The organism is Candidatus Vicinibacter proximus, assembly GCA_016713905.1.
In the GTDB taxonomy this organism is placed as follows: domain Bacteria; phylum Bacteroidota; class Bacteroidia; order Chitinophagales; family Saprospiraceae; genus Vicinibacter; species Vicinibacter proximus.
The window spans coordinates 1835135-1849821 of record JADJOE010000003.1 but is presented as its reverse complement, the minus strand read 5'-3'; the positions used below and the strand labels follow the sequence as shown (position 1 = coordinate 1849821).

The window sequence follows — 14687 nt, the reverse complement described above, 5'->3', positions numbered from 1 at the left end:
AAAAGCAAACTATGTGTAAATTAAAATATTTTTTACCTATTCTACTTTTACTAATCAGCTCATGTCAAAACTTTAAGCAAAATAGAAATGCTGCCGATCCATCTTTGATACCGTTTGAGTTGTTAAAAAAAGAAGTTACTGGAATTGATTTTGTAAATAAATTGGATCCTTCTATTCTTCCAAGTCCTATGGAGTACATCAATGTTTTTAATGGAGGTGGTGTACTTTTATTTGACATGAATAATGATATGCTTACGGACATTCTTTTGACAGGCAATTTGGTCGGAAATAAACTTTATTTGAATAAAGGAGGACTTAAATTTGAAGACATCACTCAAAGTTCTGGGATTGCAAAGTACAATGGATGGTTTACAGGAGGGGCTGTGGCAGATCTTAACGATGATGGATATCAGGATTTATATTTATGTCGGTCATTTTATCCCAATGAACCGGAAAAAAGAGAAAACTTATTATTTATAAATAACAAGAAACTAGGTTTTTTAGAACAAGCTAAGGAATATGGAATAAATGATAATGGATATAGTATTACGGCTAGTTTTTTTGATTTTGATTTGGACGGTGATTTGGATTTATTTGTAGGTAATCATCCGGAGAACAGAATAGCAGGCGAAGCAGTACATTACAAATATTTTAAAAATCCGGTACCTCAGTATTCCTGTCATTTATACCGAAATGATGGGGGAAAATTTAAAGATATTACTAACGATGCAGGAGTTTTAACTTATGGTTGGACACTTGGTGTAGTTACGTCTGATCTTACAGGAGATGGTTTGCCGGATATTTATATTTCTGTGGACCATGAGCAACCAGATTATTTTTTTGAAAACCTTGGGAATGGCACTTTTAAGAATATTGTCTATCAAGCTTTGAATCACACGAGTTTGAGCAGTATGGGATTGGATGCAGCGGACATTAACAATGATGGGCTTTTGGATTTATGTGTTTTAGACATGCTTGCAGAAGATAATTACCGTGAGAAAGTGAACATGGCCTCTATGGACATAGAGCGTTTTTGGAGATATTTTAATATGGGTTATCATTTTGCATATATGCGAAATATGCTTCAGTTGAATAATGGAAATAAAACATTTAGAGAAATTGGGCAGATGAGTGGCATCCATAATACAGATTGGAGTTGGAGTATCCTTCTGAACGATTTTAACCTTGATGGAAATAAGGATATATTTATTTCAAATGGATATTATAGAGATTTTTTGAATAAAGATTTTTTCAAACCCATGATTAAACATGCGACTGAGATGCAAAGTAAGGGTGAAGCCACTGAGTCAATTATGAGGTTTTTGAGGCAACAAAATCAATCCATGGGATCTACCAGGATTCCTAATTTTTACTATGAGGGTAAAGGTGATTTAACTTTTTTAGATAAATCTTCTGAATCGAATTTGAATTTTTCAGGATTTTCTTCGGGAGCAGCATATGGAGATTTGGACAATGATGGGGATGCTGATTTAGTGGTCAATAATATTGATGATCCGGCTTTGGTATACAAGAATAATGCAATTGAAAGATCCAATTATCATTTTCTAAAAGTGGTGCTGAAAGCTCCCAAAAGCGCATTTAAGTTTAATGCAATGCTTGAATTAAAGACTGAATCGGGTTCACAATGGTTAGAATATATCACTACTAGAGGGTATCAAACAGTAGTGGATGAAGGATTATATTTTGGATTGGGTGCAGACTCTAAAATTGAAACCCTTCGTATCAGATGGTCTGATGGAACTTTTCAGGAAATTAGCAATCCTGAAATAGATCAGATTCTCACCGTCAACTATATCTCCACCGGAGTAAAGAAAAATTTTGGAAATTCTGCGGACAATCATCTTTTTACGGATATAACCAATCAACTGGGTGTAAACTTTATCCATAGGGAAAATGATTACGATGATTTTAGAAAACGGCAAATTTTGTTGCCACACAAAATGTCTCAATTTGGACCATGCATAGCAGCTGCAGACGTTGATGCCGATGGCGCAGAGGATTTCTATATTGGCGGTGCTGCTGGCCAAAATGGGGTATTGTACATCCAAAATTCAAGCGGGTTATTTTCTGAGAAAATAATTGAAGGTGCTCAGTCAGACAGTAAATATGAAGATGTAGGGGCACTTTTTTTTGACAAAGATCAAGATGGAGATCAGGATCTTTATGTGGTAAGTGGGGGCAATGAATGGGATGATCCTTTGATGTACCAAGATAGAGTTTACGAAAATGATGGGAAAGGCCAATTTAAAAAGGTCTCTATACTCCCCGAGATAAAAGGATCTGGCTCCTGTGTAAAAGCAGCTGATTTTGATGGGGATGGTGACCTAGACTTATTTGTTGGTGGAAGATTGTTGCCCGGCAAATATCCATTTCCTGGGATATCATATCTTTTAGAAAACAACAAAGGTCATTTTTTTGATAAGACCGCAGAATGGTCAAAACAATTAGGCAATTGTGGTATGGTCACAGATGCAGTATGGACAGACATCAATAAAGATGGACTGATAGATTTGATGGTGGTGGGAGAATGGATGAACATCACTTTTTTTATAAATGAAAAGGGAGTACTCAACGATAGAACTCAAGATTATAATTTACAACAAACTACTGGATGGTGGAACAAAATTGAGGCTGCTGATTTGGACGATGATGGGGATACTGATTTTATCATTGGCAATTTGGGCACTAATTATAAATACAAAACTAATCTAAACCGACCTTTTCAGGTTTATGCAGGTGATTTTGACAATAATGGTAAATCGGACATTGTGTTGGGGCAGTATAAAAAAGATGGTCGACTTTTTCCGGTTCGAGGAAGACAATGCAGTAGCGAACAAATGCCAGCCATATTGGACAAATTTAAGACATATGATGAATTTGGTAAATCTACACTTGAAGAGGTATATGGATCCATGTTAAAAAACGCCTTACATTATGAAGCCCAAATATTTGAAAGTATTTTTTTAATAAACGAAGGGAACAAATTTTCAATTCGCAAACTTCCTAATGAGGCCCAGATATCACCTGTAAATGGTATAATATATAGGGATCTTGATGGAGATGGGACAAAGGATATCTTGTTAGCTGGTAATCTGAAGGTATCTGAAGTGGAGACTGGTAATGCAGATGCTGGTGTTGGAGTTTATTTGAAAGGGCAAAAAGATGGGTCCTTTAAACCTCTTGGCCCAAGTCAAAGCGGACTTTTCCTGCCAGGCGATGCAAAAAATATGGTATTGTTGGAAAAAACTTATTTTAGGACTCCAATATTGGTTGTGGCCAATAACAATGCTCATGTTCAGTTAATTAAAATTGAAAATTCTAGAAATTAATATTCTGGGATCTCCTTTTGATGGCAATAAGTACCTTTTGAGTTTATCATTTATCATGCGTTACAAAAGGTTCATAAGTTTTAAAAAAATTAAATTTTATTTATGATCTTATTGTCAAGTTGTTAATTTTATTTCAATCTTAAAGTATGAAGGACAATTATATACAATATAAATATATATATCATATTATAATTACTCATAAATGGTTATATTAATCTATTGATGTCCTTCTATCTTTGTCGTTGGTAAGACACATGATGTGTGTTTTATGTTATAAACCAAAATCAAGACTCGATTCTTCTCAAGGCGAAGCAAATCCTTCCGAATAATCTGTCTTAAAATGTACTGAAAAGAAATTGATTTGGCATTAAGTTGTCAAAAATTTTCTTTTTTATCATTGGTGTCCTTTTCCTTTTATAAGGAAGGGGAGTTTTGGTTTATTAATAGTTTAGGAATAATTTATTAAACATATTAAAACTTTTAAACCAAAACTAAATCTCATGAAAAAAACGAAATTTTCTTTGTCAGGATTTGTTTCGAAATTAGCTATTTTGACTGTGTTTTTGTTTGGTGCTGCTTTTCTGGGTCATAACCAGTTATCAGCTCAGGCATATAACCTTCCATCCCTTAAATCTGCTAATGTTGCAATAAATGACCTGCAGGCAGAGCTCGATTTATTATTGCCTCAGGCTAAACAAGCAGGCCCTGGTTCACAACTTATGATTACCGTAAGTTTGTACAAAAGGATGATTGATGCTTTGACTAATCGTCCTGATGTCAATATGGATACTTATTCTGTATTGATCAGCAACATTGATGTAAACTATTATTCCAACCTTGTAAAACAGAACGGAAACGCATTGGATGTTGACGGTACCGTCAAGGCTGTACTGAATACACCAGAATACCAATCACTTGTTAGTGTAATCAAGCAATAATTCTTCATCCCATATTCATTATCTCATGAATATCAAAACAATTACAAATTAAAACTTTAATCTCATTTTTTAACCAAAGTAACTTATTAATCGAATGAAAGACATTACAAATTACATCAGGAAGAGCTCAGCAGCTCTATTGGTGTTACTGGTATTTTGTCAGTGGGGTTTTTCCAATGCCGGAATAGGTGTACGCCTACTAGGTACGGCTGCACCGCCACTTACTGTATCAGGTTATCCAATGGCAAGATTTCAAGAGGTTAGGGCTGACTTTACTAACTTAAACAGTATAGCAGCACCGACTTGTGGAAATGCTTTAACCACTAACATTACTCTCAACAAGAGAACTGTTCCAAGTTCTTGGGCTAGTTGGAGTCATGGGTATACAGGTCCAGTTTATTATACTAACGGATCTACAAGCATGGTCATGACTATGCCGGCGAATACCCGTGCATTTTTATTCTATACAGAACCAAATCCTTTTGCAGCTTTTACCATTACAGTAAGAGCGAATACTGGAAGGGATACCACTTTTAGTGCAAATGGCTCAGCTGGAGCCGCTGGTGTATCTTTTTGGGCTCAATTGGGTTGCTTCATTAGCTCAGTAACCATTAGCGCTCCAGTAGATTTTGCAGTTGGGGAATTGGCTATTTATCAGTCAAAGTTTGGACCTGAGTCCATTTCTTTACCTTTGGCTCCAGGTACTTGTACTGTAAATGTTCCTAAGCCTTCTACAATCTGTGCTGGATTTGTGCCTGTTACTGCCGACGCTTCTGCAGGTGTAACGACGGGTTCTACACTTTTCAGTACGACTTGTACTCAGACGAACAGAAATGTTCCAGCACCGGTTGCACCTGCTGGTAATAGTAATCCAACTCCAAATAATATTTATGACATTAGTTGTGGTCCAGCCAATTTGGTCGTTAACCACAACGGTGATGCAAACTTTGGACTTACGCATACATTATCTATCTCAGGAACACAAGTTGGTACCTTTAATACTTCAGGTGCCGCTGCAAACTTGAGATTTGCTATTCCTGCATACAACACTGAGACTGTAGACGGAGATGTAGATATAACTACCGCTCCAGGATGTCTATCAGGAATTTTCGGTGTTGCAATTAACTTTAGAGTGGAAGTACCAACTGCTGTTCTTAGTGGTTGTACCAACTCCATTACCGGAACAAATGTTCTTCCTGTTCTTGGAGTTGGAAGACATATTATTGTTTGGAGAGCGTGTGATGCAGTTACTGGAATAGAGGCTATGGATTCACAAATTGTTAATATCCAAGATCTTGAACCACCAGTATTTATGCCAGCATGTCCTAAAGGTGGGTTGGTGAATTTAAATGCAGGTCCGGGTGAATGTGAGGTTTCTTGGGATGCACCTGCATTTATGGCGATGGACAATTGTCCTGCCGGTGCTTATTTTGGGAACAGAAACACTGCAACTGTGTGTTTACCACCTGCATCTTATTGGTCGATCACCGGCGGAGCTGGAAGCTGGGGTGTGATGTTTGACTTAATCAACACTTCAGGTAGTATTTTGAATCTTCAATTGTTGGGCGAAAGAGCTTTTGCTAACGTTCCCCACACAATCTATTATACAACTGCTCCAGGTAGTCACGTACCTGTAGTGGCTACTCCTGGTGCCTGGACTCAGTGTGCTACCAGAACGCCTACATCTGGTGGCCAGTTCACCAATACCATTGACAGTTTCAATCTCTTGACCGGCACTCGTTCAGATACCATTAAGAGATGCGCGCCTATACAAACTGAGACAACCGTAGTGGGTTGCTTAACCATGGCTGCAGGTGAGAGAAGAGGTATTTATATCCACGCTGCCGGTACCGGAGGAACCAACGCCTCCTTATTTACAGGTTGTGCTGGTAGAGCAATGGGTGATGCTAACATCAATACACCAATAAATGGTGCTACCTATACCGGAGGACAGTTCGCTGCTCCTTTCATCAATAGTTCATTTGGATTTGGAGGTGCTAACTGGATTGGAGTTATAGGTTATAACTTAGCTTCGTCTACAAGAGTGCCAATAACCCAGACATGTGGCGTTCCTTATGGCCCGGGATGTTTCTTCCCTATTGGTTGTACCAGAATATGCTATAGAGCTACGGATGCGGCTGGTAATGTGGCAACCTGTGAATTTCAGGTATGTGTAAACGCTTATGCCAATCCAACAAGAGCTTTAGCTTGTAACGATGAGATCCAAATCAGTTTGGATGAGAATTGTTCTGCTACCATCAATGCAGATATGGTCCTTGAAGGAGGTCCTTATGCATGTTATGATGATTACATCGTAGAAGTAAGATACTGGACAGGAGGTGGTCTTATAGATCGCAATCCTAATCTTAGAGGTACTCAGATCAACGGAACTGATATCGGTAGAGAATTGAAAATCACTGTACGTGACCCTGTGACCGGCAACAGCTGCTGGGGACATGCAACAGTTGAAGATAAAATTGCTCCAAGACTTACTTGTCCAGCCAATGCAACTTTCTCTTGTGCCATTGATCCGATCCCTGCTAATACAGGTACGCCTTCAGTAGTTGAGAATTGCGGTGGTGCAAGTCTTTCTTACAGAGACAACAGCACCAATGGAAATTGTGCACTTGGTTATTCAAAGAGAATCTTGAGAACCTGGACTGCAGTAGATGGTTCTGGTAACAGAGCAACCTGCGTTCAGACTATTACATTAGGATTAGGTGACTTATTCGAAGTTACTGTTCCAGGAAATTATGACAACTTGGATCTTCCAATGTTGGCTTGCGATGAGAAGATAGACAGAAACAAAAATGTAACTCCACACATGGCGGATTTCCCTGAGTGCGTGGATGGATATATTTTGGATTCTGCATTCTGGTTAGCTAATCCTAATCAACCTGACCAATATCCAAACAGAAGATTACCAAGAGTATTGGGATGGAACTGTATCGATGATGTAAACAGCCCATGGTTTGGACATCCAAATCCTGATCCTGTATACTATCCATCACACAGACAATGGTCGCAAACAAACCCATTGTGCTGGGGACCTAACCGCCACATCATGTGGATTGGAACTGGAAAACCAGGTGGAGCTGAGTGCTTTAACTTGAGCGTTACTTACAAAGACATCGTTTTCAACCTTGCAACTCCTGGTTGTGATGCAGGTCCTGTAGGATGTTACAAAGTATTGAGACAATGGACTGTAATGGACTGGTGTACCAGCGTATTAGGTGGTCATAACCAAATCATAAAAGTTACAGATACTGAAGGACCACAAGTTCTTTATCCGGATTCTGCAAGAGTGAACATGGAGTCTTATGCATGTGTTGGTCGTTGGGAAGTTCCACCAGCCTGGATCATAGACAACTGTTCTAATGAAGTACATTATACAGTAGAAGTTGAACAAGGAATAGTTCTTGGTGATGAGACTTCTGGTTATGTAGTAGTAAACATGCCTGAAGGAATCCAAATCGGTTACATCAATGCAGTTGATTGCTGCGGAAACATAACTAAGAAAAGAGTTGTGTTGAACGTAGTTGATCGTGTTCCACCACAAGCTATCTGTCGTTCAGTAACCACAGTAAGCATCAACGGAAATCAAACTCCTGGATCAAATCTTGCAAAAGTTTGTGCAGAATCATTTGACGAAGGATCATTTGACAACTGTCAACCACACATCTACTTCAAAGTGATCAGAATGGCTGAGTTGTTGGGAACCAACAACGGTAGCAACTCTAACAACGTAGTAGCTTGTAACGGAGTAAACGGAGATGATAACAGCATCTTAGCTGGAAATCAGGTTTACTTTGACGATTGCACTTATTTCTGCTGTGCAGATGTAGGAACAAAAGTAATGGTTGTGTTGAGGGTATTTGATGTGGATCCAGGCCCAGGCCCGGTTACACCAATCAGAATGACCAGCACAAGCAGCGTGTTGAACGGAAGATTCAGCGATTGTATGATTGAGGTGGAAGTACAGAACAAGAGTGTACCTACAGTAGTAGCACCACCAAATATCGTAGTAAGCTGCTGGTTCTGGTTTGACATTACCAAACTTACAGATCCTAACGATGCAACTTTCGGTAGAGTTGTAACTAACCTATCTGACAGAAAGAAAGTAGTAACAAAAGACTTAGTATGTTACAAATTCTGCGAAAGAAACGACTATACAGGATATCCTGGATATGTACAGACTAACGCAGTACCAAAACCTGCACCAAATCAAGCATGCGAATACTACTATCAGTATTTCGACACAGCACATTGGGACAGAAAATATGAGTTAGTATGGGGATTTGACGGATATGTGTTAAGCGGCTGCGGAAGCAACCCAACCATCACCGTAAATGACCTTAGAGAGTGCGGACAAGGAGTAATCCAAAGAATTGTATCTACACAAGGACCAAACAACATCAACGTGACTGCAATCCAGACCATCTGGTTTGTAGACTGCGATCCATTCTATGTGGACGATGTAACTTGTAACGATCCAAGATATACAGACTTAATGTGGCCAAATGGGGTATGTACACAGACACCGGTAACGATCGACGGATGTGGCGCAGACATCAGCCCTGACAATCCACAATTAGGAAGACCACAGGTAATCAACAATGCAGACGACAACTGTGCATTATTGTCTATTGAATATTTCGATGAGATCTTCAACATAGAGCCAGATGCATGTTTCAAAGTATTGAGAAGATGGGTAGTAATTGACTGGTGTCAGTACGATCCATTCATCGATCCAAACTTTGGAAGATGGGAGGCATTACAAGTGATCAAAGTAAGAGATCAGGACAGACCTGTAGTAACATGCAACGTAGGTCCATGTGAGCCGGCAGTGATAGACCCAGCATTGGGAATCTGTGTTGGACACATTTCACTTACAGCAGATGCAACAGACAACTGTAGCCCATTGGATTGGTTGTTCTGGGAATACAAAATTGACGCGTTCAATGATGGAAAAGGAGTACACGGAGGCTATGACTTCCGAGTAGGAACCTTGACCAGAAAACAATATGCAGCTGGAGACACTGTTGAATACAGCCACAATCCATTTGCAGATGACGATCACAATCCATTCGATGCAAGCGGAACTTATCCAATAGGTATCCACAAAATCAAATGGTTTGTAGAAGATGGTTGCGGAAACGTAGGTGTATGCGAAAGCTTATTTGAAATCAAAGACTGCAAAGCACCAACACCATACTGCTTGACAGGAGTAATCACAGTACCTATGCCGGCTTCAGGTTGCGTTGAGATCTGGGCAAAAGATCTGGATCACGGAAGTTATGACAACTGTACTGCAAAAGAGAACTTGAAGTTCTACTTTGACGGAGACGATACCAAAACATTCATCAACGTATGTTGTGCAGATTTCGTAGCTCAGGGACAAAACGATGAGTTAAGAATCGAAGTAGAAATGTGGGTAGAAGACGAAGAAGGAAACAAAGATTACTGCAAGACAGTAGTTATCGTACAAGACAATCAAGACATCTGTCCTAACACAGGATCTTTCGGAAAGATCACTGGAAATCTTAAGACAGAAGGTGGTGATGTAGCAAACCCTGTAGACATGCAATTGTACAACAATGGCAACATGATGGCTCAGAGAGTAGGAAGCCCATACAGCTTCGGAGATCTGAAGTTAAATGTAAACTACATGGTTAGTCCAAACAGAAACGATGAGCACAGCAATGGAGTATCTACACAAGATATCGTTAAGATTCAAAAACATATCTTAGGTCAGTCCCCATTGAATAGCCCATACAAATTGATTGCAGCAGACGTAAACAACAGCGGAAGTGTAACAGCAGCGGATATGTCAGAATTACGTAAGTTGATCCTTGGTTTGACCAGCGAGTTCAGCAAAGTAAAATCCTGGACATTTGTACCAAGCGGTTATGATTTCCCTGATAAAAACAACCCATGGAATGCACCAAGAACAAGTAGCTTGATGCTTGACAACAACAAAGTAGTAGACTTTGTAGCGGTTAAAATGGGAGATGTTACCAATGATGCAACTGCAAGCAATGCAAGCAGAACACAAAGCAGAACCAATGGCGTGTTGAATATTGAAGTGGATGAGAAGAGCGTAGTAGCTGGAGAAAGCTACAAAGTAAGCTTCAAGTCAAGCGATTTCAACAACATCAGCGGTTACCAGTTCACCTTGAAGTATGACAAGTCAAGCTTGATTTTCGAAGGAATTGAAGGAGGCGTGTTGAAAGCAACAGAAGCAAACTTTGGAACCAACAGATTAAACGAAGGAATCATCACAACGAGCTGGAACTCTAACAAGGGAGAAAGCTTCGGAAAAGATGCAGAATTGTTTACCTTGGTATTCAAAGCAACCAGAAATGGAAAAGTAAGCCAGATGTTTGCAATCACAAGTGATGTGACCAAAGCACAAGCTTACAATGCATCAGAAGAAGTGAAAGAGGTAAAAATGGGTGTACGCACCGACAGAGGAGTTGTGGAAGGTGGAGTATTTGAGTTGTATCAAAACGAGCCAAATCCATTCTCTAAAGAAACTGTAGTAAGATACCGTTTACCTGAAGCAAGTGCAGTAAAACTGACCGTATACGATGTTACTGGAAAAGTAGTAAGAGTATACGAGTTGAAAGGACAAAAAGGCTTGAACAGCTACCAGATCAGCAAAGGCGATTTGAATGCTACAGGACTGTTGTACTATCAGTTGGATGCAACAAACCACACCGCAACAAAGAGGATGTTAGTAGTTGAGTAATCAACTGACTAAAGTCTTCATGAGACGATAAGACAAAGCAGGTGCCTCCTCTAGAAATAGAGGAGGTCTCCTGTCTAAGTAAAATCGGTTTTTGGGATGGCCTCTCATCAACTCTCTGCAAGGAGAGCGAAATGGGGGGCTTTTTTTATGGAATAATTTGAGTTCGACACCACATAGATGAGACTCCTAAATATCAAAGTCAATCATTTACCCTAACTGATTCACTATGAATACACTATTCAGACTATTTTATATATAGAAAATAAAAATGTAATATTTTTTTAAGTAATTATTATGTAGTTACTTACATATTACATATTTTTGCAATATGATTGAATAATAGAAGATCACCCATCCCACCTTCTAATTCAAGTCCCTTCCTAAAGACAATAATATAATGTCGCTGTTCTGACGCTGAAGTTTTCATTCTATAAATGGATCATTTGGCAAGGCGGCGATGAATGAACGGCAACATGCTGTTCCCTTAATTGATTTATTTAGGATTTAGCAAATATTCTATTATGTGCACGGCAAACTCTTTAGCCTGGATTCCTAAATCCAGATTTTTTCAACTTTCCCAAGGAGTCGTCCTGGGTACCTTGTTATTCTTATCCTCTGGATTAACAGCCCGGGATGGCTCTAGTGCACCTTCTCTCTATTTGCCAATGGCCATTACGGTTACGGCACCTGCCGACATTACGGTAAGCATACATACGCCTGGAAGTTGTGACAGCCTCATTCTTTTACCTGCTGCAAACATCAATACCTCATGTATGCCGATTCAATCCAGTATGACCCTCACGGTTTTTGGAAACCTCAATTCAAATGGAGGCTTAATGAGGTTTCAAACTGGTGTTTATTCGGTGATTTATCAAATTACAGACAACTGTGGCTCAGTAGGAAGAGATACCATGAAGATTACTGTTTTTGATGCTACCCCTCCTAATGTAATTTGTACGCCGGAAATGGTCATTAATCTAAACAGTACTGGTCAGGGACTCGTTCCGGCCGTTAGTCTGGATGGTGGTTCAACAGATGATTGTGGGCATGTATATTTTAAAATAAAGAGAATGAACCCTCCGGTTGGGTTTTCTTGCACCTTAGGGAAGAATCCGAATTACCGGTTTGATGATGAGATATTATTCTGTTGCATGGATATTGGATTTTCGCCAATTCCAGTAATCTTAAGAGTATATGATGTTTATCCTGGAGCAGGGCCTGTATCCGATAGTCTCTATATAGGACATTTTAGGGATTGTATGGTTATGGTCAGTGTTGCAGATAAAATTGGTCCCAATTTATTGTGTCCTTCAAACCTTACGGTGAGTTGCGGTTTTGACACGGACTCCTTATTTGCCAAACAGCGTCCCATTTATTCGGATAATTGCTCGGCGGTCAGATTGGATTCTCAAATCATCAGGAACCTGAATGGATGTGGTTCCGGCACAATAGTGCGAAAATATATAGCAACAGATGGTTTGGGTTTAAAGTCCGAATGTAGTCAAACGGTTACACTCCTGAAAAATTCAAACTTTAATGGACTGGATACAAATCAACTCAAGTGGCCAGCGCATACGATTGTCTATGCATGCAGAATCAAACCAGATACCATAAAAGCAGGAGTCCCCATCATTAATGAAGATAAATGCGATCAGGTTTTGGTCAAAAAGACAGATGAACTTTATGATTTTACCAGAGGGGGCGTATGTGGAAAAGTTCTCAGAACATGGGAAGTAATAAACTGGTGTGTCTACAATCCGTACTTAACCCCTAATCCAAGAATTCCATCAAATGGGTATTACAGTTATGTTCAGGAAATCAAAATAATGGATACCATTCCACCGGAAATTTTGAGTTTTAATGACACTTTGATTTACAGTTTTTCGGATAAGTGTACGCCAAGTTTTGTTCAGCTTCCAGATGTGTCTGCTATTGATTGTGGAGTAAATACTGCAATATCCTTAAGTTATGAAATAGATTTTGGGAGTGATGGAAAAATCGACCAAGTAGGAGTTGGTCCTAATGCCAGTGGTGTCATGCCAATAGGCCCGCACAGCATTTATTTCAAGGCAGTGGATTCATGCCATAATGAAAATACAAAATTAGTGCGGGTGGAAATAAAAGATGGTAAGAAGCCAAGCGTTTTACTCTTACATGGATTAAGTACTTCTCTATTGAGAATGGCAGCCGGAGTTATGGTGAGTATTCCAGCAAGCTTGCTAAACAAAAAAAGTGAAGATAATTGTACGGCTTCAGATAGACTCAGGTTTTCATATTCTGCCGATCCAAGCGATACCTTAAGAATATATACTTGTGATGATATTGGACAGAACATCATCAATATTTATGTGTGGGATGAATGCAATAATTCAAGCTTTGCCACAACATATATTGCAGTTACTGATCCGGATAGCCTGTGTCCACAAACTTTTAACCATCTCAACGTATCTGGATTGGTCCGCAGTTATTATGGAATGAATATTCCGGAAACTAAAGTGCGTCTTCAGTATGGCAACACTATATCAGAATGCATTACTGATGAAATGGGCCAATATAGCTTTCCGGATATACCAAAAGGTATATCCGTCGGAATGGAAAGTTATGGGGATGTAAATTATCTGGAAGGAATCAGCACAGCAGATATTCTAAGGATTCAGCAACATATACTCGGTATCCATCCAATAAGTAATCCCTATGATTTATTGGCTGCAGATGTAGATCAAAGTGGTTCAATAACAGCAAAGGATCTTTCGGTACTAAGGAATTTAATTTTAGGTAGGATTTACTCATTGCCGAATAATTTATCTTATTTGTGTATAGACAAAAATTACAGATTTAGTTATCCGGCTTTCCCATGGGAAGAGTACAAACAACATAAATGGATGATTGTTCCTGCAATGGAAGCCAGCAGGAAGATTGATTTTATCGGAATTAAATTGGGGGATTTGAATCAATCCCTGTTTCAAAAGAAAGGGATAGCAAATGCGTTTAACACCAAGATATTACTTTATCAGTTTGCAGATCAAAAATTGATTATTAGATCCGGTTCAGAAGGATTTATAAATGGGATGCAATTGTCCATGCAGTTTGAAAACAATTGTCAAGAAAATATTTCCTTGTTGAATAATTTTTTAGGCGTCAATTGGTCTGAAGATTTTCTCCATGTGCAGGGAAATGAAATATTGCTTTCCATAAATTTGAAAGAAGCGGTTCACGTAAAAAGCGGAGAAATATTATTTGAGTTTAAAATACCCAAGCTTAAAATTATTTGTCCTGAAGCAATCAGCTTATCGCAAAATTTCCAAAATGAAATTTATGGACCAGAAAATAAGGAGTACAATATTGTCCTTCAGGCGGCTAATAAAAGCAACGTAGAACAAGGATTGGAAATTCTGGAAGCTGGTCCAAATCCAACACACGGTAGGTATCTGATTAAGGTTTCCAGTGAAAGATTGGAAGAATTGAATCTGGAATGTTTTGATGTTTCAGGAAAATCAATTCATCAATTTAAAAGTGTCAGTATACATGGAGTGACCAGTGTAGAGATTGATCCACAAGTTTTGTCACATCCGGGTGTTTATTTTTTGGTAATGCGAACAGCACAATCAAAGAAAATTTTAAAGATAGTCGTACAATAATTCTAAAACT

General features: G+C 39.0%; 4 protein-coding genes. All 4 read left to right on the top strand.

The genetic code is table 11. The features are described 5' to 3' along the window. The first annotated feature begins 11 nt into the window (after window positions 1–11). The 4 genes from IPJ83_15895 (at window position 12) to IPJ83_15880 (ending at window position 14677) form a co-directional block, all read left to right on the top strand. A complete protein-coding gene (locus IPJ83_15895; protein MBK7882021.1) occupies window positions 12–3350 on the top strand; it encodes a CRTAC1 family protein in 3339 nt (1112 codons plus the stop codon). Window positions 3351–3850: 500 nt separating this feature from the next. Further along, window positions 3851–4288 carry a hypothetical protein gene (locus IPJ83_15890; GenBank protein MBK7882020.1) on the top strand — a complete coding sequence of 146 codons (438 nt, stop codon included), beginning with the start codon at window positions 3851–3853 and terminating at the stop codon, window positions 4286–4288. A gap of 94 nt (window positions 4289–4382) precedes the next feature. Then, window positions 4383–11039, top strand: a complete 6657-nt coding sequence (locus IPJ83_15885; GenBank protein MBK7882019.1) for an HYR domain-containing protein — start codon at window positions 4383–4385, stop codon at window positions 11037–11039. A 521-nt stretch (window positions 11040–11560) separates the two neighbouring features. Next, the gene (locus IPJ83_15880; protein ID MBK7882018.1) at window positions 11561–14677 is read left to right on the top strand and encodes a T9SS type A sorting domain-containing protein; all 3117 of its coding nucleotides are present in this window, start codon (window positions 11561–11563) and stop codon (window positions 14675–14677) included. Window positions 14678–14687: the final 10 nt, after the last annotated feature.

Coding starts and splice junctions, on each gene's coding strand:
- IPJ83_15895 (MBK7882021.1), top strand. CDS start 12: ATGTGTAAATTAAAATATTTTTTACCTATTCTACTTTTACTAATCAGC.
- IPJ83_15890 (MBK7882020.1), top strand. CDS start 3,851: ATGAAAAAAACGAAATTTTCTTTGTCAGGATTTGTTTCGAAATTAGCT.
- IPJ83_15885 (MBK7882019.1), top strand. CDS start 4,383: ATGAAAGACATTACAAATTACATCAGGAAGAGCTCAGCAGCTCTATTG.
- IPJ83_15880 (MBK7882018.1), top strand. CDS start 11,561: ATGTGCACGGCAAACTCTTTAGCCTGGATTCCTAAATCCAGATTTTTT.